21 protein-coding genes are annotated in these 23,093 nt (G+C 61.1%); 10 read left to right on the top strand and 11 right to left on the bottom strand.

Annotated features, from left to right (window positions below):
- Positions 1-79: 79 nt before the first annotated feature.
- From G533_RS0106915 to G533_RS0106895, 5 genes are all read left to right on the top strand, one after another.
- On the top strand, positions 80-1,063 hold the full coding sequence (locus G533_RS0106915; protein WP_027949330.1) for an NADP-dependent oxidoreductase: 984 nt from the start codon (positions 80-82) through the stop codon (positions 1,061-1,063).
- Positions 1,064-1,386: 323 nt separating this feature from the next.
- Positions 1,387-4,050: a TonB-dependent receptor gene (locus tag G533_RS0106910; RefSeq protein ID WP_027949329.1), complete on the top strand. Its 2,664-nt coding sequence runs from the start codon at positions 1,387-1,389 to the stop codon at positions 4,048-4,050.
- 194 nt (positions 4,051-4,244) lie between these two features.
- A complete protein-coding gene (locus tag G533_RS20925) occupies positions 4,245-6,179 on the top strand; it encodes a flavin-containing monooxygenase (protein WP_035526819.1) in 1,935 nt (644 codons plus the stop codon).
- A gap of 9 nt (positions 6,180-6,188) precedes the next feature.
- On the top strand, positions 6,189-7,097 hold the full coding sequence (locus tag G533_RS0106900; RefSeq protein WP_205622568.1) for an NAD(P)-dependent oxidoreductase: 909 nt from the start codon (positions 6,189-6,191) through the stop codon (positions 7,095-7,097).
- Positions 7,094-7,678: an amino acid synthesis family protein gene (locus G533_RS0106895; RefSeq protein ID WP_051230055.1), complete on the top strand. Its 585-nt coding sequence runs from the start codon at positions 7,094-7,096 to the stop codon at positions 7,676-7,678. Before G533_RS0106900 ends, G533_RS0106895 begins: the two co-directional genes overlap by 4 nt.
- Before the next feature lie 60 nt (positions 7,679-7,738).
- Here G533_RS0106895 and G533_RS0106890 read toward each other — a convergent pair whose 3' ends face one another.
- Positions 7,739-8,680: a zinc-dependent alcohol dehydrogenase gene (locus tag G533_RS0106890; protein ID WP_027949326.1), complete on the bottom strand. Its 942-nt coding sequence runs from the start codon at positions 8,678-8,680 to the stop codon at positions 7,739-7,741.
- Positions 8,681-8,935: 255 nt separating this feature from the next.
- Between G533_RS0106890 and G533_RS0106885 the strand changes: the two genes are divergently transcribed.
- Complete coding sequence (locus G533_RS0106885; protein ID WP_027949325.1) at positions 8,936-9,856, top strand: TetR/AcrR family transcriptional regulator; 921 nt, start codon at positions 8,936-8,938, stop codon at positions 9,854-9,856.
- Positions 9,857-9,998: 142 nt separating this feature from the next.
- Complete coding sequence (locus G533_RS0106880) at positions 9,999-10,853, top strand: SDR family NAD(P)-dependent oxidoreductase (RefSeq protein ID WP_027949324.1); 855 nt, start codon at positions 9,999-10,001, stop codon at positions 10,851-10,853.
- A gap of 87 nt (positions 10,854-10,940) precedes the next feature.
- On the opposite strand, the gene G533_RS0106875 is transcribed toward G533_RS0106880, so the two are convergent.
- The 5 genes from G533_RS0106875 to G533_RS0106855 all read right to left on the bottom strand — a co-directional run bounded on the left by G533_RS0106875 (position 10,941) and on the right by G533_RS0106855 (position 15,000).
- Positions 10,941-11,972, bottom strand: coding sequence for a zinc-dependent alcohol dehydrogenase (locus G533_RS0106875; RefSeq protein WP_027949323.1), 1,032 nt, complete (start codon positions 11,970-11,972; stop codon positions 10,941-10,943).
- 24 nt (positions 11,973-11,996) lie between these two features.
- A complete protein-coding gene (locus G533_RS0106870; RefSeq protein ID WP_027949322.1) occupies positions 11,997-12,851 on the bottom strand; it encodes an SDR family NAD(P)-dependent oxidoreductase in 855 nt (284 codons plus the stop codon).
- A 40-nt stretch (positions 12,852-12,891) separates the two neighbouring features.
- The gene (locus G533_RS0106865; RefSeq protein WP_027949321.1) at positions 12,892-13,521 is read right to left on the bottom strand and encodes a Dabb family protein; all 630 of its coding nucleotides are present in this window, start codon (positions 13,519-13,521) and stop codon (positions 12,892-12,894) included.
- Positions 13,518-13,862 carry a hypothetical protein gene (locus G533_RS0106860; RefSeq protein WP_027949320.1) on the bottom strand — a complete coding sequence of 115 codons (345 nt, stop codon included), beginning with the start codon at positions 13,860-13,862 and terminating at the stop codon, positions 13,518-13,520. Before G533_RS0106860 ends, G533_RS0106865 begins: the two co-directional genes overlap by 4 nt.
- 61 nt (positions 13,863-13,923) lie before the next feature.
- On the bottom strand, positions 13,924-15,000 hold the full coding sequence (locus G533_RS0106855; protein WP_027949319.1) for a hypothetical protein: 1,077 nt from the start codon (positions 14,998-15,000) through the stop codon (positions 13,924-13,926).
- 173 nt (positions 15,001-15,173) lie between these two features.
- On the opposite strand from G533_RS0106855, the gene G533_RS0106850 reads away from it, so the two are divergent.
- Positions 15,174-15,590, top strand: coding sequence for a VOC family protein (locus G533_RS0106850; RefSeq protein WP_027949318.1), 417 nt, complete (start codon positions 15,174-15,176; stop codon positions 15,588-15,590).
- Between the two features lie 171 nt (positions 15,591-15,761).
- Here the strand turns inward: G533_RS0106850 and G533_RS0106845 are convergent, their stop codons facing one another.
- The 4 genes from G533_RS0106845 to G533_RS24485 form a co-directional block, all read right to left on the bottom strand.
- Positions 15,762-16,844, bottom strand: a complete 1,083-nt coding sequence (locus tag G533_RS0106845; RefSeq protein WP_027949317.1) for a hypothetical protein — start codon at positions 16,842-16,844, stop codon at positions 15,762-15,764.
- A 367-nt stretch (positions 16,845-17,211) separates the two neighbouring features.
- Positions 17,212-18,438: a serine hydrolase domain-containing protein gene (locus tag G533_RS20920; protein ID WP_051230053.1), complete on the bottom strand. Its 1,227-nt coding sequence runs from the start codon at positions 18,436-18,438 to the stop codon at positions 17,212-17,214.
- Between the two features lie 93 nt (positions 18,439-18,531).
- Positions 18,532-19,416 carry a crotonase/enoyl-CoA hydratase family protein gene (locus G533_RS0106835; RefSeq protein WP_027949316.1) on the bottom strand — a complete coding sequence of 295 codons (885 nt, stop codon included), beginning with the start codon at positions 19,414-19,416 and terminating at the stop codon, positions 18,532-18,534.
- A gap of 192 nt (positions 19,417-19,608) precedes the next feature.
- The gene (locus G533_RS24485) at positions 19,609-19,959 is read right to left on the bottom strand and encodes a hypothetical protein (protein WP_144079815.1); all 351 of its coding nucleotides are present in this window, start codon (positions 19,957-19,959) and stop codon (positions 19,609-19,611) included.
- 204 nt (positions 19,960-20,163) lie between these two features.
- Between G533_RS24485 and G533_RS0106820 the strand changes: the two genes are divergently transcribed.
- Together G533_RS0106820 and G533_RS0106815 are read left to right on the top strand one after the other, a co-directional pair.
- On the top strand, positions 20,164-21,723 hold the full coding sequence (locus G533_RS0106820; protein WP_027949315.1) for a sensor histidine kinase: 1,560 nt from the start codon (positions 20,164-20,166) through the stop codon (positions 21,721-21,723).
- Positions 21,720-22,415, top strand: coding sequence for a response regulator transcription factor (locus G533_RS0106815; RefSeq protein ID WP_027949314.1), 696 nt, complete (start codon positions 21,720-21,722; stop codon positions 22,413-22,415). The genes G533_RS0106820 and G533_RS0106815 overlap by 4 nt, the downstream gene beginning before the upstream one ends.
- Positions 22,416-22,534: 119 nt before the next feature.
- Here G533_RS0106815 and G533_RS0106810 read toward each other — a convergent pair whose 3' ends face one another.
- Complete coding sequence (locus G533_RS0106810; RefSeq protein ID WP_027949313.1) at positions 22,535-23,089, bottom strand: metal-independent carbonic anhydrase family protein; 555 nt, start codon at positions 23,087-23,089, stop codon at positions 22,535-22,537.
- Positions 23,090-23,093 lie beyond the last annotated feature (4 nt).

The following is a 23,093-nucleotide window of genomic DNA, read 5'->3' as shown; positions in this document are numbered from 1 at the left end:
TCCCGATGGCAGTAGCGTCGCCTTTTTAGTCTAGCCGGTGCAAAGGAATCCCTTCTCAGCAACAAAAAGGATGTGCGACATGTTTGCGATGATTATTGAGGAAACCGGTGGCCCCGAGGTTTTCAAGTACGCCGAGCTACCGACCCCGACGCCCGGACCGGGTGAGGTGCTGCTACAGGTCGCCTACGCCGGCGTTAACCCGGCCGATTGGAAGAACCGCGAGGGTCATTTGGCGCAATACCGGCCCTATACTTTTCCCTACATTATCGGCTTTGATGCAGCCGGTATCGTCGCTGCGGTGGGAGAGGGCGTGACGGAATTTCAGCCGGGTGAGCGAGTGTTTACGCCTACCAATCACGGCCAGGGCGGGCAGGGCAGTTACGCCGAGTTCGCGATTGCCAGTGCCGATCGCGTGGCCCGCATTCCTGATGGTCTCAGCTTTGCCCAGGCAGCAGCGCTGCCGGTCGCCTCGCTCACCGCCTGGCAGGGCCTGTTCGATCGCGGCGGGCTAGAGGCGGGGCAACTGGCGATGATTCACGGCGGCTCCGGTGGCCTGGGCAGCTTTGCCGTGCAGTTTGCTCGCTGGGCTGGCGCGCGGGTCGCAGCCACATGTTCAACCCCTAATGTGGACTACCTGAAATCTCTGGGGGTAGAGCGCGTGATCGATTACCGCACGGAGAATATTGCCGATGCGGTGGCGGCCTGGGCGCCCGAGGGCCTGGATTACCTCATGGATGCCGTGGGCGTAAGCTCCTTGCCTAACGGGCTCGACTTGGTGAAGCCAGGCGGCACTCTCGTTTCCATACCGACCTTGGTGGATGACGGAGACATTCCCTCACAGGTGGCGGCAGGTGCGGTGAAGGGCGTAAAGCGAGTTTTTTCGACCATGGACGATGTCGGGTGTGGCCCAACTCTGCAGAAAATTGGTGAGTTGCTGGACAGTGGTGACATCTTGCTGCCGCCGCTACGGGAATTCCCGCTGCTGGAAGTGGCCGAGGCACACCGCATCATTCAAGGGGGGCACAACCGCGGCAAGACTGTGCTCCGGGTCGAGGAGTTTTAACAGGCCTGCGACACGATGCTCCTGCCTTGCAGTCGCTCAGCCCGAGCTCCGTCTGTCGCCCCTGGCCATCTAGGCGATGGCCAGGGCTTTCGCGAGCGTGCCGTGTCGCAGCAAGCCGACATCAGCACCGCTGTATGCTGGCGACTTTGGCGGATGTGTGCATATCGAGAATCATGACGTTTTTCATGGGGGATCTACTGGTCGCGCCCGACAGTCATGAGTCGACGAATATTTTTATCAATAAGTGCTTTCCATGTGCTTAAACTTATGCATACTATAATTCGAATATTAATTCTAATTAACAGAAATTCAAGAGGTGTATCATGTCCGTGAGTTCTTTCCGTGTCACTCCGATTGCCCGTGGTGTTCAGGCCCTTGCCGCCGCCGCTGTGTGTATGGTGCCCTTGGGCGTGTCGCCCGCCTTTTCTCAGGATAACGCCCGTCTCGAGGAGATCATTGTCACGGCGCAGCGCCGCGAGGAGAGTATTCAGGACGTACCGATCGCCATCAGTGCCATCAGTGCCGAGAGTCTGCGCCAGCAGGGCATCAGCAGCGCCTTCGACCTTCTGGGCAAGGTTCCCTCGCTGACAGTTACCAGTGCCGGTAACCCACGCAATGCCGAGGTGGTTACCATCCGCGGCCAGGGTGCGACCTACCTGGCCCCGGTGGGGGTAGTGAACTATTTTGCCGAGGTCCCGCTTATCCAATCCGGCATCATCGCCAACCAGGGCGCCCCGGGCACCTTCTTTGACGTGGGTTCCCTGGAGGTGCTGCGCGGGCCCCAGGGTACACTGTTCGGTCGCAACACCACTGGGGGAGCGCTTCTGCTGGACCCGCAGAAACCCTCCGAAGAGCTCCACGGCTACCTCCAAGTACAGGGTGGCAACTATGACAATCGCGAGTTTGAAGGTGTCTTCAACCTGCCAGTGATCGACGACACGTTGATGCTACGCCTGTCCTACAAGAGTGTGGAGCGCGACGGCTTTACCAAAGATGTCGGCCCCGAGGGCTTTGGCTTCAGCGATATCTGCGCGCCAACTCTGCAGCCTTTGTGCGGCGCCTTTGCACCCGATGCCCGCTCGCCAGGGTTTGCCGGTAAGGACTATGACAACAAGGATTGGTCACACCTGCGCCTCGGGGTGCTCTGGCGGCCTACCGAGACCATCGACAATTACTTTATGGCCTTGCGGTCGGAGTCAAAGGACAACGGCACTGGCTTCATCTTCAGTGGTGCCGGCCCGGGCGCCAACGTCGCTAACCTGGCGGGTAATTTTGCCTACGGTGTCAACAACCTCTTCACCGGCAATGTCTTCGATCCAACCATCACGCAGAGCGTGGTGGAGCGTGCGCGTGAGCTCGGCCCACGCAAGACGGCCATGAACCATGACCAGTTCACCAACATCGACCACGATGCTTACATCAATACATTGTCCATTCAGCTCAGCGATGACCTGCAGCTCAAGAACATCGTTTCCTATCAGGAAATGCAGCTGAATTACGACTGGGATCTGGACGGTTCGTTGCTGCCCATGCTGGGACAGCTGCCGCCTTTTATTGGCGATAATGAAGTGGACAATGTCTTTGGCGAGCCGGGTGATCGCGGTGTGATCTCCGATAACAGCCAGACCACTTTCGAGCTGCAACTGCAAGGCATGGCGCTGGACGACAACCTTGACTGGGTTGTGGGCACCTACTATTCCAGTGTGGAGCCGGAGGGGCTGCAGGGCACCGCTTCATTCAATGCTGCCTCATTCAACAGTGGCTTATTCTTCGAGCAGGAGATCACCGCCTTGGCTTTCTATTCCCAGGGCTCCCTGAATCTGGCCGCCTTGAATCCGGATTGGGACCAGTGGCGCCTGACCCTGGGTGTGCGGCACACCGATGATGAAACCGAGGGCCGCCGCCTCAGCAACAACTACTATTCGGACCGCGTCTACAGCAGCCCCAACGAATTCGAGCGGCAGGTGAGATCCGCTAACCAGAACTCTAAGGAGTGGACCTGGACCGTCGGCCTGGATTATCAGTACAACGCGGATACGCTCTTCTACGGCAAGGTGACCCGCGGCTACAAGGCCGGCGGCTTCAACTATGCGGCGCCGCGCACGCTGACCTACGAGCCGGAATTCGTGACCAGCTATGAATTGGGCGTGAAGGCCGACTTTGCTGTTGCCGGCATGCCTGCCCGCACCAACGTGAATGTCTACACGATGGATTATGATGACATTCAGCGCGCGGCGGCGGACAACTTCCCGATTGGTGGCTTCCTGCCCGATACCAACGATTTCAACGGTAATGGCGACACCAGCGAGTTCGTCTGTACCGGGCCAAACGGGGAGAACTTTGCCGCCAGCGCTACCTGTCTCGATCAGGGTGCAATTACCTTCAACGCCGAGGCTGCGCGCATTTCCGGCATCGAGATCGAGTCGACCATCGCGCCGGTGGAGAATCTGGAAATCAGCCTGTCCTATTCCTATATCGACGCGGAATACCAAGATTACGACCTTACCATCTACGCCGATCCGTTGCGCGGCGGCACCACGCTCTATCCCTGCAGTGGCCCTACCACCTGGCCGGGTCTTGGTCAGCCATCGGTGAGCCTTGATTATTCCTGCATTCCCTTCCAGAACACCCCGGAGCATATTGCGGCGCTGAACGTTCGTTACTATCTGCCACTGGGCAACCTGGGGGAGCTGGTGTTCTTCGGCAGCATCAATCACCAGGGCAAGACGTATTCGTCCGCGACCACCTCTGAGCGGGAGGACCCGACTGCCTGGGTGGATTCCTATGAAGTGGTCAACCTGTCGCTGGAGTGGAACGGCATTCTGGGCAGCAGCCTGGATGCCCGGGCTTTCGTCACCAACGCGACCGATGAAACCTATTCGGTCAATGAATACGTGGGCTTTTCACAGTCATCCGGCTTTACCAATACGGTCTACGGTGAGCCGCGGATGTACGGCATGTCGCTGCGTTACCGCTTCGGCGACTGAGCGGTCTGAAGGCAGCAGGTGTTCGCGGCCGCCATGTGCGCAGGTGCATGGCGGCCCTTTGCTTTGTGGGCCGGGTTGGCAGCAGTTGCCGGCCGTACGCCACTTGCACTACATAAAACTTACATATAAGATAAATATACTACGCAGCAAGCTCTGGCCGCTGCAGCGCGGCCCGGTTGATAAGAGGCACAGCCATGAACGCACAGATTCTCGATCACAGCCCGACACTGCCCATTCGCGATCACGACGCCCTGCGCGAGGCGCTCGAGCAAGGGGATGTCCCCACCCTGCTGATGGTGCTGACCCATTTCGAGGGAGACGTGGCTTTCATGGAGCGTTTTCACCCTTATATCGGCTCAATCTTCGAGGAGCAGGCGGTCATCCCCGAGGAACTGCTCGCAGAGCTGCGGGATCGACTGTTCCAGGTGCTGACCCAGGACCCGCCGCCTGCCGACGAGTCGCCGGACGAATCCCTCTGGCGCAAAATGCTGAGCACCGATGTCGGCGAGCCGGTGGAAGACGAGTTCATTCCCATGCTCAAGGAGCAGATGGGCTTCGAGCCCCCCGAGCAGCGCAGCGAGCGCCCTGGGCGTCGTGCACCGGACCCGGATTTCAAGGTGTTGGTGATAGGTGCCGGCCTCACGGGCCTGCTGGCGGCGATCAAGCTCAGCGAAGCGCGCTACAACTTCGAGGTGATCGAGAAAAACCCCGAAATGGGTGGCACCTGGTGGGAAAACACCTATCCCGGCGTGGCGGTCGACACGCCCAGCCACTTCTATTCCTATTCCTTTGAGCTGAATCCGGAGTGGTCCCACTACACGCCTACCGGGCCGGAGTTCCAGCGCTACCTGTTGCGGGTGGCGGACAAATACAAGCTGCGCCAGTATGTGACCTTTGAGACCAAGGTGCTGGGGATGGTCTGGGATGACACCACCCGCCAGTGGGAGGTGGAGCTGCAGGACGCCAAAGGCAAGCGCAAAGTGCGTGCCAATGCGGTGATCAATGCCCACGGCCCGCTGAATCGCTGGAAGCTGCCGAACATACCGGGCATTGGCGATTTCCAGGGACCGGTCATGCACACGGCAGGCTGGGACAGTTCGGTGGCGCTGAAAGGAAAGCGTGTGGCGATGATCGGCACTGCTGCCAGTGCCGTGCAGCTGGGCGCGGCAGTCGCCCCCGATGTGGGGCACCTGACAGTATTCCAGCGCTCTCGGCACTGGGTCATGCCTAATCATTTCGTCGAAGTGCCCCCGGCGGTGCGCTGGGCCCAGGCGAACATTCCCCACTACGCCGAGTGGTTCCGCTTCCGCGCCTACTGGTTCGCCGCCGATGGTCTGTACGAGAACATCAAGCTGGACCCGGAGTGGCAGAGCGAAGACGGTACCTCGGTCTCTGCCTATAACGAGGGGGTCCGCCAGTACGTCATGCAGAATTACCGGGAGAAGCTCAAGGATCGCCCGGATCTGCTGGAGAAACTGGTGCCCGACTACCCGGTCTTCGGCAAGCGTATCTGCATGGACATCAACTGGCTGGATACGCTGTGCCGCGACAACGTCTCGCTGGAGGACAACACGCTTGATCACATTGTTGAGGACGGAATCGTGCTCAAGGATGGCAGTAAGGTGGAAGTGGACGTGATCCTCTGCGCCACCGGCTTCAGTATCTCCGACATGACCGGTGGGCTGAAGATCATCGGCCGGGGCGGTCGCAACCTCAAGGAGGAGTGGGGCGAAGATGACCCGCGTGCCTATCTGGGGGTGACTGTCGCCGGCTATCCGAACTTTTTTCTGACGGTGGGGCCCAACAGTGCTCCCAACCATGCCGGTGGCCAGAACATTACGTCCGAGACGCAGGTCCACTACATCCTGGAATGCCTGGAGTGGATCAACCAAGAGGGCATGGCGGCTCTGGAACCCACGGAAGAGGCGCAGGAAGCGTTCAACGTGCGGGTGGACGAGACCATCAAGGGCCTGATCTGGTCTCACCCCAAGGCGAAAAGCTACTACAAGAACAGCAAGGGACGGGTATTCATGTCCTGCCCTTACCGGCTGGTGGACTACTGGTACATGACCCGGCAGCCAGCGCCGGAGGATTACCGCCTGATCGCACCGCCCCGTGCGGTTGCCTGAGCCGTGCCAGTGAGTGGTATCGCCCGGGTCGGCTTTGTCGGGCTGGGCAAGATGGGAGCGCCGATGCTGCGCCACCTGCTGACTCGCGGCCTGGCGGTCACGGCCTTCGACAGCGACCGTAAGCGGCTGGCGTCTCTGGCGGCCGACTGGCCGGGCAAGCTGCGTGCAGCAGCGTCACTCGGTGAGCTGGTCGGCTGCGATACGGTGATTACCATGCTGCCGAACAGTCGCGAGACCAACCAGGTGCTGGCCGAAGGTGAGAATCCGCTGATTCACGTCCTGCGCCCTGATGCCCTGGTCATCGACATGGGCTCCTCGGATCCGGTGGAAACCACGCGTCTGGCCGGCCTGTTGAATGCTGCTGGTATCCAGCTGGTGGATGCACCGGTATCTGGTTCCGTGGCGAAGGCGGAAAGCGGGCAGCTCTCGATCATGGTGGGCGCCGATAGCGATCTGCTCGAGCGGGCGCGGCCACTGCTCGAGGTGATGGGCAGAATCATTCTGCCCACCGGCCGAGTGGGTTCGGCCCATGCCATGAAGGCATTGAACAATTATGTCTACGCGGCGGGGCTGCTGGCCAGTTGCGAAGCACTGCTCGCAGTGCGAGCGATGGGCCTGGACGCGGACACCTTTGTCGATATCCTCAATGCATCCAGTGGCCGCAATGTCGCCACGGAAACCAAGCTGCGCCAGTTCATTCTCTCCGGCAGTTTTTCCGGGGGCTTTTCCCTGCCCTTGCAGGCCAAGGATCTGGCCACGGCGAGACGCCTGGGCGACAGCGCCGGCCTGGATATGCCCCAGCTTTCGCGTGTTGCGTCTCTCTGGTCCGACGCGGTGGCCGTGCTGCCCGCGGAGGCTGACAACACCGCCATTTACCGCTACCTGGAAACCCTGCAAGCAAGCATGGAGTCCGTGTGAATCCCCTGATTGAAATCCGCAAGCGTGCCCTGAGCATTGAAACCGTCTACCACGAAGGTGGGCCTGTTGCCGAAGTGCCGCTGAAAATGGCCGCGGCCATGGCCGTGGTGCGCAACCCCTATGCCGGTCGCTACGAAGAGGATCTGATGCCTTTCATGGCAGAACTGCGCAGCCTGGGACGCGAGCTGGCGGAGGAGCTGGTGGACGCGCTGGGTGGCACCGACCGGGTCGAGGTCTACAGCAAGGCGGCCATCATCGGCATCAATGGTGAATTGGAGCATGGCGCGGTGTGGCACGAGGCCGGAGGCTGGGCCATGCGTGAGGTGCTGGGGCAGCCCAAGGCCATGGTGCCCGCTAACAAGGCGGTGGCCTGCGCCGGCTACCGCATGATGGTGCCGGTCCATTACATCCACGCAGCCTATGTGCGCAGTCACTTCAATTCGATGGACGTGGGTCTGCAGGACGCGCCGCGGCCCAATGAAATCCTCTTTGCCCTGGTGATGGGCAGTGGGGGGCGCGTGCACTCGCGTCTGGGCGGGTTGCTCAAAGAGGCGGTGCAGGGCAACGACGGCCTGCGCTGATTGTGTGGTCAGTCTTTCCGGGGGAAAGGACCGTTGCGGGCCGCACAGGGTTCCGCAATTTCAGGGATTGAAGGCGACTTTGATCGCGCCTTGCTTGCGGTCCGCGGCAATCGCAAAAGCCTCCGACGCCGCCTCCAGAGGTAGGCGATGTGTGATCAGGGTCGGTGCGATCTTGGGATTGCGGGCCAGGGTGGCGGCCGCGATTTCCACGTCGCGCACCAGCCCTTGCCGGGCCTGGGCCATGGAGGTGACGGTGCGCAGTTCCTTCATCATCATTTGCATGGCGGGCATGGTCAGGCCACCCCAGTAGGAGGCCAGCATCAGGATGGTGGCGCCGGGTCGGCAGAGATTGGCCGCCTGTTCCATGGCACTGTCGGTCCCGGCGCAGTCGATCACCAGGTCGTAGTCTTCGGTTTCGCCGCCGAGGGTTGCCCCGAGGATCTCGCCGGCCCGCAGCTGGGCCTCGTGGCGGGCGAATAGGTGCACCTTGCTGGTTGCCTGGCGGGCGATGGCCACCGCGCACTGGCCGATGGTGCCGCCGCCGATGACGGCGACCTTGTGTTTGTCGCTGATGCCCGCCAGGGCGATGCCGCGCACGGCGACCGAAAGGGGCTCGACCAGGCAAGCGTCCTCGGCGCGGATACCGCCCGGCAGACGAACCAGACATTTCTCCGGAACGATCAATTCCTCGGTCATGCCGCCGTCGCGGCCCACGCCCATCACCGCTTCGCTACCCCGCACACACATGTTGTAGTCGCCGCGCACACAGCGCTCACAGTGGCCACAGTAGACGGTCGGCTCGATGGCAACCGGGGTGCCATCGGCGGCGATGCCGGCGATCTCATGGCCCAGAGTGAAGGGAATGGGAAAGCCCTGTTGCCAGAAGTGCAGATCACTGCCACAGATGCCGGCGGAGGCAACCCGCACGCGGATACCCTCACCGCTGGGTGGGGGAACCTCGTGGACGTGGATTTCGTGGTCGTGGCAGCGGACGGCTTTCATGATGGCTTCCTCGTTGGTGCATTGCAGGCGTTCGCTGGACCGGTTACCACGCGCTTTCCTGCAGTGCACTTGCTTATACATAAAAAAATGCAAAGTACCGTCTTTCGTGGGGCGTGTGCAAGCTTCTGTGTGAGTTCGTTTGCAAGTTTGGGGCCAGGTTCGCTTGCTGTAAACTAGCGGCCAACGCTATATTGAAATCCTATAGGTAACGGGCGCCAACATTGCGCCCGGCAGCGAATTCCAATTGGGGAAACCATGGCATCCAGATCCACTGAAGTCGACGGCAGCGCTACCCGGAAAGACACCGGTCGCGCCCCGCGCACGGTCAAGCGAAAGGCAGAAGTCACGGCCGGGACGAAAGCAACGGGAAAGGCTTCGTCCACAGGCAAGACGGCCACCAGCAAGGCGGCCAAGGCGAAGAAAGCGCCCGTTAAAAAGGCCGCAACCGGAAAAAAAGCTGCCGCCCGGAAAAAGCACGCCGCCGCACGGAGCAAGGTTGCGCCAGCTAATGGCCGCGCACGCTCGGCCGCGGGTCGGCCGCCGCGGCTCTCGCGCAAGATGGTGCTGGAAAAGGCCATGCAGCTGCTCGAAGAAGGTCCGGTGGAGGATTTCACCATGGCCCGGGTGGCGGCCTCCCTGGATACCGTGTCCATGGCGCTCTACAACTACTTTCCCAGCCGCAAGGCCCTGCTGGCGGCGGTGGCCGACCACATCTGCCTGCGCTTCAAGATGCCCCCGCGCAAGCGCCACCAGAGCTGGCAGGACACCCTCTGGCAGTGGTTGTGGACCTTCAAGAAGCTTTCCGACGAATACCCCTTCGTGCTCAAGGTGATGGGGGTGGATGGCAAGAGCTCGCCGGGCTGGTTGCGGGTCACCCTGACGGTGTCGCGCACGCTCCACGAGATCGGTTTCCGCGAGCACAAACTCGCGGTGCACGCCTGGATGTTCTGCAGCAACGCCATTGCCTTGGTATTCAACGAGCGGGAGGGGAGTATTTTTCGCTCGCCGATCTCCCTCTCGGATATCGACGAACTGGAGCCTGATGAGCAGGATTTCCTGATCATGTTACGCCGCTACCATTCCGACATCGCCAGTGAGGAGGTTCTGGAGCTGGGGTTTCAGGGCATCATCGCCAATGTGGAGCGGGAGCTGGTGACGATGGAAACGGCACGCTAGGCGCTTGGTTGCCCGCGTGTTATGTGGGATCCCGTAGCGAGCGCTGCTGCGGGTGACAGCGACTGGCTGAACAGAACGCGGGTCCCCCTGAATATTTAGTGATAAGATAATCCCTTCGGAATAACAATCGGGAGGGAGTGAAATGACCCAGGACATGGGTGTATTCAAGGGCGGCGTTGCCGTCATCACCGGCGCCGGCTCCGGCATTGGCGAGGGCCTGGCCCGGCTGGCGGCGAGGCAGGGCATGCGCGTGGTGCTGGCTGATGTGGCGATGGAGCGTGCGGAGAGCGTTGCGGAGGAGATTCGCTCGGCTGGCGCCGAAGCCCTGGCGGTGCACACGGACGTGTCCGAGCCCGAAGCCCTGGACCGCCTGGCCGCGGTCACCCACGAGACCTTTGGTGATGTCACGCTGCTGGTGAACAATGCCGGCATCGAGACCCTGGGCTTTTGCTGGGAGCTGCCAGCGGCCGTCTGGGAAAAGACCCTCAACATCAACATCCACGGCGCCATTCATGGGGTGCGGGCCTTCGCTCCGCGCATGCTCGAGGCGGGCAAACGCGCCTGGATCGCCAATACCACTTCCATCGGTGGGTTGGGCATGATGCCGATCCAGACCTCCTATGTCCTCAGCAAGCACGCCATTCTGTCCTTCAGCGAGTGTCTCTACCTGGAGATGCAGGTGAAGAAGGCGCCCATCCAGGTCTCGGCGATCCTGCCGGGTCCGGTGGCCACGCGGATCTTCGAGGATTCGAAGACCGGTGAGGACCCGGTCAATGCCCACCACCGGGAGATCATGCGCAACATGCTGAAGGCCGATGGTATCAGCGGTTACGAGGCTGCCGAGCGCATCCTGCCGCAGCTGGCCGAAGGCAAGTTCTGGGTCTCCACCCACCCGGAAATCACCGCGGAGTTTGCCGCCAATCGGGCGCAGCACCTGTCCAGCCAGGCGGATCCGACGTTGCCGCCGGAGGTGCTGGCGGGGCTAGGCGTGGGCTGATGGGTCAGATCACTTTGCCAAGGGGCCTGCTGTTAACAGTAAAGCAGGCCTCGCTGGCCCAGCGCGGGCAGCGAGAAAAGACGCTATTCAGCCTATCGCCGGGTCGATCAACACCTTGCAGTGGGGTGACGCAGCGCGCAGCGACTCGAAGGTCTCCGGTAGCTGGTCCAGGCTGACCGTGGCGGTGTGCAGGGGCTGTGGCCGGGCTTCACCCCTGGCAATCGCGCGGATGACAGCCTCGAAATCCGACTCGTCGTAGGCTTGGCTGTAGCGGATGGAAACTTCCTTCAGCAGCGCGGGGAGTGGCGAGAAACTGTCGTCCTGCAGCACCACGCCCGCGACCACGATGCGACCGCGAATCCCCACCAGCCGCACGGCTTCCCGCAGCATCCCCGGCACGCCCACACATTCGAAGACGACCTGCGGGTTGCCGCCGGTAAGCCGGGTGAAGGCCTCAGCCGGGTCCTGCTCGGCTGGATCAATCACTGCCGTGGCACCGACCTCCAGAGCGCGTTCGCGCCGGGTGGGGAAGCGCTCGCTGACGACTACCTGCCGGGCCCCGGCCATGCGCGCGAAGAGTGTCACCGCGGCACCGATGGGGCCAGCTCCGAGCACCAGCACTGAAGCGCCCTTGATCGACTCCGCCAGGCGCACCGCATGGTAGCCCACCGATAGGGGTTCGATCATGGCACCCTCCTCAAAGCTGACACCTTCGGGCAGTGTCTGCAGCATGCTGGCGGGCACCCTCACATACTCCGCATAGGCACCGGGGTGGTCGAGGGAGGTGCCGGCAAAGACCACCGACGGGCACAGGGCGTGGTGGCCACCGTCGCAGGCTTCACAGTGGTGGCAGACATGCAGGGGCAGCGCCGTCACCCGCTGGCCAGAGCGCCAGGGGCCGGCGATGTCGTCGCCCAGGGCGACCACTGTGCCGGCGAACTCGTGCCCCATGATCAGTCCGGGCGGCATGACATCCGGATATTCCGTCATGTGCAGGTCGGAACCGCAAATGCCCGCTCGGGCCACCTGCAACACCACCTCGCCCGCTGCCGGTCGGGGGTCGGCAACCGTCTCTATCGACAGGGGCTGGCCGGCCTTGTGAAACACCGCAGCACGCATGACACTCTCCTTGCTTGATGGCTGTCAGATATCCGGGTGAGCGTATTCCGGGATCTGTGGCGGTGGCAGTTGTTCCTTGCCGTCGAGACTGTAGACCGGGAGCTTCTCGCGGTAGGGGAAATGCAGGCTATGGGTGATCAGCCCGGTGCGCTCTGCCGCCGGCAGGTGACTCATGGCGAGGACGGTCTCGGTGAGGTATTCCACCGGCTCGGTGGGGTAATCCTCCGGTGTAAAGCGGTCTGCGCCCGGGGTACTGATCGCGGTGCTCGGCCCGACCACGTTGACGGCAATATTGTCCTGCTCCAGCTCGGCCGCCAGGCCCTGACTGAAGCGGTTGAGCGCCAGTTTGATCGCCGCGTAGACAGTTGCACCACCCAGGCGTTCCCAGTCGCCCCAGGGCTGAATCGGTCGCTGGGCGGTGACCGAGCCGATGTTGACGATCCAGCCGGCGCCCTGCTCCCGCATGACGGGGATGGCCTTCTGGCAGAGGATGAAGGGCGCCCGCAAGTAGTGTTGTACGGTGAGATCGAAGGTGTCCAGGGGCATGTCCTCGACCCGGGCGTAATGGGCGATGCCGGCATTGTTGACCAGGATATCCAGGCGGCCGGCAGCCTCGACCGTGCGTGGCACCAGGGTTTCCAGATCCTCAACCGATTCGATGTCGGCGCGCAGGGCAATCGCCTTGCCACCGGCCTTTTCAATCAGGGCTACGGTTTCCGCCAGCGTGCCGGGAAATTCCGCCGAATGGTCGACACTGCGGGCGGTAACCAAAACGGTGGCGCCGGCGCTGGCCAGTCGTTGGGCAATGGCCCGGCCGATGCCACGGCTGGCGCCGGTGATCAGGGCAACCCGGCCCTGCAGGGTGTTGGCTGCAGACATGAGAGACTCCTCGCTATGTGATGAGTGGCGGTGGCAAAGATCAGTCGCGGCCGACGATCGTCGATTCCAGTGGGCAGAAGGCATGACACAGCCCCGTATCCACGACCCACACGTCCGGAAACTCCGGGTCGAAGCGCCGGTCCACCCAGCCCCAGTGATAGGGGTGCAACAGGTATTCGCCCATCAGGTCATTGATGGTGGTGTACTCCTGCTGCCAGACATGGGTCCAGTGCGTGCCCGGGGAGGTCACCCGTCCCAGCCGCCAGTTGCGGATGCCGCGCATGTAACGTGGCATTCCGAGTGTCTCCTGTTCGAATTTAGCGACCTCTTCCGCCGCTGCACCATCGCGGATTTGCAGCATCAGTGTGCGCCAGATGCCGCCCTGGATGTCGGGCTGGCGCAGGCCCTGCTCAATGGTCTGGTACTGCACACCGTCGGTGCGTTCAAAGCCGGGTACGCCGCTGAAGTCGATGGGGCGATCGGCGCTGTCGGCCTCGCGCAGCAGGTCGACGGTCAGCTGCCCTGCGCCCCAGCAGCCCTCAAGGTTGAGGCCCACGTGCCAGGATTGCAGGCCCGGTAGACCTGTGATGTGCTCGCGGATGGCAGTATCAGCCTGTGTGGTATCGGCGCCTGGCTTCAGGTGGATCTGTAGGGTCTCGCAGATGCTCATGCGTCCTCCAGTGGCTGTGGCAGTGGCTGGGTGGCGTCACCCATGACATGTCGGCGGCGCTCCTGGCAGAGCTGATCGACCTCCGCCCAGAAGCGCATCACGCCCTCATCCGCGGTGCCGCGCATGGTGTAGTAGCAGTAGGCGTCGGTGACCTCCCACAGCAGCCAGAGCGTATTGTTCTGATTCTCCAGCTGTACCGGCGGCGATACCCAGCGCTGCTGCAGGCTGAGCGTCTGGCGTGCGGGCAGGCCGGGCAGATAGTGCTCCTCCAGCAACTGCAGCACCTGCGCGATGGCATCGGGTGCGAGGACGATTTCGTCCAGAATGTGTATCGTGCTCAAGCCGTTCTCCTTGTGGTAAATGGGGTATTACTCGCGGCGGTGGCGCACCGTGCTGCGGGTATCAGGCGGCCAGTTCCTGGCCCGGTCCCGGTGCTTCCGGTGGATAGATGCGAGGTGCGCCGACATCGTATGCGCGGGTCAGCAGGCTGATGAAAACCGTGTCTCGCAGCGGGTCGCTGGGTGGGTCGAACTGGTGGCCCTGGCGGCGCAGGTCGGTGACCAGCATGTCGAAGACCTGTTCGTGGCTGAGATCATCGGTATGCTCCATCACCATCCCCAGTTCCTCTTTGTCCTGGTAGATCTCGGCGCTCCAGTGGATCAGGAAGCGGAGTTCCTCAGCGGGTATGCGCTGCACCACCTGATCGCCCGTGGTGATTTGCCAGCCGTCGGGGCTCTGCGGGTCGGCACCGAGGAGGGACTCAAAGGCCAGTCCGGCTGGCTTGCGCTCGGGCTGCGGCCCGCAGGCTTCTCCGCGGTGGTACATCATTTCGTTCTGCACCACCACGCCGCGGTTCCGCATGGGGGCCGAGACCCGCTTGGGAGCTTCCAGGGGACCCTGTGGCCAGTAGGTGAAACCGCCGCCGATTCGCCCCGGGTAGAACCAGGTGATGACCTGGGCACGCTTCATCAGCCAGTGGTCAAACAGGCCGGACTTGGTCATGGTATTCATCAGCCAGATCGGGGTGTTCTTCTGGTTGATGCCACGGAACTGGGTGGCGTCCAGGTGTGCCGGATCATGGCTGTCGCAGGGGCCGTTGATGTTGAACAGCATGTTGTCGGGGCGCGCATACTCGGCCTTCCAGTAGTCCCGCGCCAGGTCCAGGAATTTGCTGTTGAAGAAGCAGTCTTCCAGCTCCGGGTAGAGGCAGGTGCCGTGCTTGGCAAAGTAGCCGCGGAAATTACTGGTCAGGAAGTGGTCAAAGCTGGGTTCGACACCCTCCGGAAGTGCGCCTGACAGGGTTGCCACTACCTCCTGCGCGGAAGCGAAGTGCTGGGCCAGGATTAGCTGCCAGGGGCCGCGATCGCGGACCACACCCAGCATGCGCTGGTACTGGTCTTCACGGTAGACATCATCGAGGATGCGCGGCTCGGCTACGGGGCGGATTCGGCTGGCAATGGCCTGCTGCTCTGTGTTCATGCGGGTCACCGGTTCTTATGTAGTAAATTTATGTGTAATATATTCCAATAATAACTTATCTGTCATTAAATGTGCACTGCGGTGCCGGAGGTATCCAGCAGGTTTGGTGCCCGAAATACTGCGGGCTGTTGCTGACAGCATTTCGATAATATTTCTCTGTGTGGAGTAACACCATGACTGACAATGCATTCGCGTCCTTGTTTACCAAGCTCATCGTCGACGACGAAGAGAAAATGACTGATTACTACTGTGCCGTCTACGGCCTCAACGTGGTCGCGCGCGTGGGCGGCGATGCGGGTGGCATGGGCGAGCCTTTCCGCGAGGTCATCCTGGGTACCGGAGAGGCGATGGACGGGGGGCAAACGCTGGTCATGTTCAAGTTCCTGGATCGGCCCAAACCCCGCGACCAGCAAGTGATCCTGGGCTTTGTGACGGATGACCTGGATGCCCTCAAGGCACGTATTATCGCCAACGGTGGCAAACCGCTCGGCGATATTTTTGAACAGACTGACCACGGCGTGCGCGTGTTGTTCGCCGAGGACCCCGAAGGAGCGTTGACCGAGAACGTGCAAATGCTGGCGCACAACTAGGCGCGCAGGGCTATATCCTGCGTATACGACCTGCCAAACGAATCGGGAGCACCCCCGCAAACCGCGGCGGCAGATCCACGGATAGCTCCACAGCCGGTATTGCCGCACTTAGCCAGTGATTTCGGGGTCTCCGAGACTTCCACGGTTGTTCTGTCTGTGGCTGGCCGCCGCTCAGGCGGCATCTATGTACAGCGGGGTTACCGGCGCATCTTCCGGGTACTGTGTCGGGCCACCGGTATCGTAAGCGGCATTCAGGGCCTGTATGAACTCAGCGTCGTGCAATGGGTCCGAGGGGGTCTTGATGTCGATGCCCTGGGCGCGGACATCATCGATCATCATTTCGATGGCGCGCTCCTGAGTCAGGTCGTCGCTGCCGTCCATGTTCTTCTTCAGCTCGTCGAAGTCCTCGAACACCTCCGCGGACCAGTGCACCAGAAAGCGCAGTTCGCGGGTATGGTGGCGGGCGATGACCCGATCGCCGGTCTTGAGTAGCCAGTGGTCGCGATCCGCGGGATCGCCGCAAAACATGCTGTCAAACGCCAGGCCGTCGGGGCGTTGCTGCGCCAGCGGGCCGTTGGCTTCGCCGCGGTGGAACATCATTTCGTTTTGCACCACCACGCCGCGGTTGTAGATCGGTGGCTGCAGGCGCTGGGGCGGCTGCATGGGGCCCTGGGGCCAGAAGGTGAAGCCGCTGTCCGGGCAGTGGGAGAACCAGGTGATGACCTGGGCCATCTTGATCAGGTAGTCCTTGAACAGGCCGGATTTACCCATCACGCTGCACAGCCAGGTGGGGGAGTTCTCGTAGCGGACCCCGCGGAAGCTGGGGCTGTCCAGGTGCCCGGGGTCGGTGTTGCCGCAGGGGCCGTTGACATTGAACAGCATCATCTGGGGCTTGGCGTACTTTGCACCCCAGTAGTCCTTGGCCATGTCCAGGAAGCGCTCGTTGTAGAAGCAGTCCTGGATCTCCGGGTAGAGCGCCGCCGAATAGTTTGCGTAGAAGCCGCGGAAAGTGGGGGTCATGAACCAGTCCAGGCTGATGTCCTGGCCTTCCGGGGAGCCACCGGACATGGTGGCCAGCAGCTCCTGGGGCGAGGCGAAGTGCTGGGCCAGGATCAGCTTCCAGGGGCCGTGATCGCGGACCACCCCCAGCAGTCGTTCCAGCTGGTCCTGACTGTAGACATTGTCGATTTCCCGCGGTGGGGAGGCCGGGCGCAGCACCCGGGCCAGTGCTTCTTTGCGTTCCTGCGTCGTCATTGCAAATAGCCTCTCGTGCGATTCTTGTATGTGCCCGAGCGCGGGAATGTCGCGTTCCGCGGCGCGCCTGCAGACTGAAAAAAGTAACAAGCGTTTATACAAGTGAATGTGATCGTGTAACTGAAAATCAGTTGTGCAGTATTAGCTTATTACTAATATAAATGCAAGTTCATTAATTCGGCGTGCATTAAGTGCTCTTGGCTCTCGCGAACGAACGCCAGTACCAGGTTCATCGGGTCCGGACGCATGGCGGGGGTATGGAAGCAAACGGGTCGCCCACCACCCCATCGAGAAATTTTTCGCGAGGTACATCTTTGGCAGTTTTGCCCGAGAGCACCCGATGGTATTGATTTACTGGCAAGTCAAGTCAAGCACCGGGAGACGTAGACAGGTCCGCCTCACTTCCCCCGAGATCCTTGTAGGCTTGGGCGATCATCCGCGGCCGCATGTCGATATTGATATGTGGCGGCCAGTACTGCACCAGGAACAACAGGAAGAACTTCCGCGCCGGATCAATCCAGCAGGCGGTACCCGCGGCACCCGGCCAGCCAAACACACCCTTCGGTGCTTCGCCGTCTCCGGTCTGCACCGACATGGCGGCGCCGAAGCCCACATTGGGCCAGGTGTAGCCCAGCGGCAGTTCGATGTGATCAACCCCTTCCGGCAGCAGGTTGGAGCGGGCTAGGCGGGCAGTCTCTGGCTGCAGCAGGCGCACCCCGTCGAATTCGCCGTCGTTCATCAGCGCGGCGGCAAAGCGGGCATAATCCCGCGCGGTGGAGACCAGGCCACCGCCGCCGGAGGGCAGGGCAGGTTTCGTGTACACGCTGTCCTGCGGGTCATCCACCAGCTGCCGGCCCTGCTCCCCCTGTTCCGCCAGGCTGGTGAAGCGGTGCAACTGGTTTTCGGGTACCTGGAAGCCGGTATCCGCCATGCCCAAGGGCTGGAAGATGCGCTGTTGCAGGAAAGTCTCGAAGGGCATGCCGGAAACACGCTGGATGATCAGGCCCAGCAGGTCGATTGCCAGGCTGTACTCGAAGCGGCTGCCGGGGTCGGTGGCCAGGGGCAGGGGTGCCAGGCGATCGGCAAACTCCTCCAGGGTCGCCGCCGGCGGCAGTTGCCCCTGGGCGGGGCCCCAGTTGCGAGTGCCGGGTACCAGGCCGTGCTGCAGGTAGAGCTCGGCCATGTGATCGCCGGCATTGTGGTAGCCAAAGCCGGCGGTGTGGGTGAGCAGGTGGCGAATGGTGATCGCGCGTTTTGCCGGGCGGGTCTGTGCCGGGTCGCGGTCAACCATGACCTGCATGTCGGCAAAGGCCGGCAGGAGCTCGGCGAGGGGCTGGTCCAGGCCCAGTTTTCTCTCCTCGATCAGCATCATCGCTGCGGTGCCTGTAATCGGCTTGGTCATGGAGAAGATACGGAAGATGCTGTCCGGCTGAACCGGCACCTGGCTGTCTCGTGCCAGGGTGCCGCTGCAGTGGTAGTGGATCTCGCCATCGCCCAGGGGCCAGGCGAGGGCGACTCCCGGGACCAGCTCCTCCTGGATAAACTGCTCGGCAAGCTGTTCGGTGCCGGGCAGCGTTGAAGGATGTCTATGCATGCTGCTTCCTCATTTTGTGGGTGCGGATTAGCGCCTGTTTCCGTTTTTACACCCCGAACAGATCCCGCAGTCCGCTGTTGCGATTCCGGTGTTTTACTCTTCCCTCAGCCAGTCCGTGTAGAAGGGCGGCATGGCCGAGGCTTTCGCTGCGAAGGCTGGCTTGCGCTTCTCCAGAAAGGCTTGCACCCCTTCCTTGCCATCGCCGATGCTGGCGTAGAACATGGACAGGGACTCGATGCGGTGCGCCTCCAACGGTGACTCCACTGCCGCATTGCGGTAGAGCATCTGGCGGATCAGGGCCACACTGACCGGCGAGCGGTCGTTGATCAGGCTGCGGGCGAAGGTGCAGGCGGTCTCGAGCAGGGCTTCCGGGCTGGTGACCTCGCGTACCAGGCCCTTGTCGCGGGCCTCGGCGGCATCGAAGATATCGGCTCGGTACAGCCACTCCAGGGCCTGTTCTATGCCAACGATGCGCGGCAGAAACCAGGTGGAGCAGGCCTCGGGGGTGATGCCCAGGCGGCCGAACACGAAGCCGATGCGCGCCTTTTCCGAAGCGAAGCGGAAATCCATCGGCAGGGTCATGGTGGCGCCGATGCCCACGGCTGCGCCGTTGATGGCGCCGACAATGGGCTTGCGGCACTCAAGCATTGCCAGGGCTACCCGGCCCCCGGTGTCCCGAACTCCGGTCTCTATGGCGGGGTCATCCAGTCGCTCGCGCAGATCGACCAGGGTCGGCTGCCGACTCTCGTCGAGGCCGAAGACATTTCCCTCGGTGGAAAGATCCATGCCCGCGCAAAAGGCCTTGCCAGCCCCGGTGACTACAATCACCTGCACGCTGTCGTCCTCGCTGGCGCGCCGGTAGGCATCCACCAGCTCGTTGGCCATCTCCACAGTGAAGGCATTCATGTGGTCGGGGCGCTGCAGGGTCAACAGCAGTAGGCCGTCGTCCACTTCGTAGCGAAGGGTGTTGTAGCTCATGGCGATATCCTTCTCGTGGCGATACAAAATCGGGGTGGTCCAACACAGGTGCGCCAGACTAATAAATTATGCCTCAGTAAACCAGTGCGGCGTTGCCCCTGGCACAGGATCTGATAGTGTTGCGCCGGCAGCGGCCCCCATGGACAGCTTCAAGCCCCTGCGCGCGGGTATCGGAAACCTGCGACCCTGCTTCTACATTTTCACGTCCGGCACCACCGGCCTGCCCAAGGCGGCCTTAGTTCGTGCGCATACTGCCTTGGACGGAGGTTGACGGTATCGTCCAGAACCTGCTCTTGGCTCTTCAGCAGCTCGCGAACGGCGGCCAGAATAGTCGACATGTCGTAGCCGGCCTGCTTGGCCCAATATAAACGCGATGTAATCAATGCCGGAGGAGTCCAGTAATATTCTGGCGGTCATCGACAGGCCGAGTTTGTCGATCCGGATGCGCGCAATCAGAATGAAGATAAAAAACCGCATGGGCCGACGGAAAAACTGCTGAATGCCCATCAACCGAGAGTCGGGTAGCCAGTGACTCAGCTTCAATGCGGCGCTCCCCGGGATGGTCGCTGAGGGCTTTCAGGTCGATAATGTTCTGGCGGTTGAAGACGTAGATCAGCGCCTTGAACAGTTGCTGGTCGGTATAAGACTCAAGTTCCTCAAAGCTTCGCAGGCGTGGAAGTGGGGTAGAATGATGCCGGGCGCATGGTTTGGCGCGATCATATTTTCAACCCGATAGAATACCGAGTCATGTATAAACGGAAGCTGTTCTACTTTGGATTTACCACCGCCTTTATTCTGTTGGTGGCTCTTATAAGTACGGCGATATCGGCACACCTCACCCGGGAAAACCTGCGTCAGAGCACCATTGCCCAATCGCTGCTGGTTGAGCATGAAAAACTGTCGAGCACGTCCTATCGCCTGTTCAAACAGCTCACCGATGAAGTGATTTTCGGTCGCAACGCCAATCAGGCCTTCGTGCGCAAAAAACAGATGTCGATCGAGGAATCTCTGAACAGGATCAGGCAGTTGGAGCTTGAGCAGCGCGAGGCGCTGGGCATCGATATCACACAGGGTAGTGTTGAAGACACCGACGAGCTTGTGCAGTTGATTGACCAGATTATCGGTGAATTCGAAGCTGTGGTCGTCAGCAACAATAGCTTGCCCCTCAACCAGCAGGAAAAACTGCGCAATCTGCTTGAGGTCACGATCGATGACCAGTTCCGGGAGTCGATCAACTCGGCTGTGTCGCGCCAGAGCCGCGTGGTGGCCGCCATCAATGCCAGAATTGATACGCTGAATATCGTTATCGTCTGGTTCACCATCGGCCTTGGCGGCCTGTCATTGCCCTTGATCATTTACGGTTGTTACTGGCTGTTCAATCAGCTCTATCAACCGCTGGTATTGATCCAGGGAGCCACCAACGCGATTGCCTCAGGACATTACGACAACCCGATAGCGGTGCCGCTGGATGACGAGTTTCAGGCGCTGGCATCGTCAATCAACCAGCTGGCGATTCGTTTGCAGGAGCACGAGGTGAACGAAGCGGAATCGAGAAAAAAACTCGAGTTCGACGTCAAGCAGAGAACAAGTGAGCTAACCGAAGCGAACCTGCAGTTGACCAAGATTGATTCACGTCGGCGTCAGTTCATCGCCGATGTGTCCCACGAGTTGCGCACCCCCTTGACGATTATCCGCGGCGAGGCACAGGTGACGCTGCGGCTCCAGGCGGCATCTGAAAGCGATTTCAAGGAAACTCTGCGCGCTATCCTCGAGCAATCGGTCAAGCTGAGCCGCCTGGTAGATGACCTGCTGTTGTTGACGCGGGCGGAGATGAGTCAGCTCCACCTGGAGTTCACAACGGTTGAGGTCGCTCCCCTTCTGGAAACTGAAATCGCCAAGTGGCAAAAGCTGAACCCTGATCGTGCCTATACGTTGGCTGTTGATCCGCAGGTCGACAACGTTTCCGTTCTGGTCGACAAGCCACGTATTCAGCAGGTCGTCTCCATTTTGCTGGATAACGCGACCAAATATTCAGAGGAGGGCAAGTCCGTGGATGTGAACGCCAGCTGTGCAGCGGGGCTGATCACGGTGTCGGTCAGTGATTCTGGTGGTGGCATTTCGGCGGCTGAGGTCGAAAACATATTCGAACGCTTTGTGCGTTTCAGCAAGCATAATCAAGGCTTGGGCCTCGGCTTGTCTATCGCCAAGGCCATCGTTGAGGCGCACGGGGGGCAGATAGTGGTTGAGTCAGTGCAGGGGCAAGGCTCGTGTTTTTCGTTCACCCTGCCCGCTGAGCGACTGGTATGAAGATTCTACTTGCAGATGATGAAGAGCCCCTGCTGCATTTCCTGTCCCGCGGGCTGCGTGCGGAAGGGCATGACTGTACAACGCTCACGGAGCTGCATGAAGTGATTCCCTTCATCCGCAAACATTCGCCGCATATTGTTGTGCTTGACCGGTTGTTCGGTTCGCAAGACAGCCTGGCAATCATCAACGCGATCAAGGCGCTGCCCAACGCGCCGATGGTGTTGATGCTGACCGCCCTGGACGACGTGAGCGAGCGGGTGAAGGGTTTGCAGGAGGGCGCTGACGATTACCTGTGCAAACCGTTTGATTTTGATGAGCTCCTGGCTCGCATTGCGGCCCTCCGTCGGCGTGCGGGTGTGCCTGAGCTGGTGGAGAGCCACAGCAGGCTTGCGTTCGGTGCGCTGGAGCTGGCCCTGGATGAACGCGTGGCGCGCTTGCAGGGCGTCGAGATACCGTTGACGAAGATCGAGTTTGAGTTGCTGTTGTACCTGACGGAGAATCAGGGGAAAGTGTTATCGCGGGAGCGCATTCTGAACCGCGTTTGGAAGACGCACAGCGATCCGCAAACCAACATTGTTGATGTGTACATCAGCCGGTTGAGACGAAAGCTGGCAGGAGACTCTGCCATGACCATACAAACCTTGCGGGGCAATGGATATCGGCTCGCCACGAGCGAGGGCCCCGACCGCTGAGTGTCATTGTCTCGATGTTTAAATGCCAGGGGCAGATCGGGTCGAAAAGACAGAGCCCGGCTCGGGCCGGGCGCTGGCGTAACTCAGGGTGATTCAGTTCAGGGGGGTGCCCCCAAACTTCAGGGTTGATATTCAAGCGACGAGTGGTGCAGCACGATACGTACGTCTCCAGCGTCATCTTTCACGAAGCCCCAGGTTTTATCCACGGATGTGACGGTGCCGTCCGGGCCGGTGAAGTGCACTTTGCCGATGGTCGAGGCGCTGTCGCCTGCGATGAACACGGCATTGTTGTCAACTTCACACTTTGTCCACCCTTTCAGCGCAAAGCCTGAGTCGCTGGCGAAATTCGGGTCCCCGCCCACAAAGTAAGATAGCGCGCCTTCACTGGTAGGGCGGAAGGTTTGCGGCTTCACGGTCAACGTGGGTTTGAACAACACGGCGCCCATCTGATAGCCGTACGCGGCATCAATCACCTGTTTGGCGAGGTTTTTCGCCGCAGCCTGGCCATTCTCCTCATGCGTTTCGCTGATTTGAACAAGCGCGTTGCACCAGCCCTGCTGTGCCGATAACACTTCCTGCTCAGACAGTCCCTGGTTCACGACGACGGCATTGGCCAGCGCCTGGCTGGATACCAGAGCGAGTGCGGAAAAGCCTGCGATAGCGTTGAATTTCATGTGT

Origin of the sequence: Haliea salexigens DSM 19537, from assembly GCF_000423125.1 — a bacterium.
Classification (GTDB): Bacteria; Pseudomonadota; Gammaproteobacteria; order Pseudomonadales; family Halieaceae; genus Haliea; species Haliea salexigens.
This window is presented reverse-complemented; position numbering and strand designations above follow the sequence as displayed.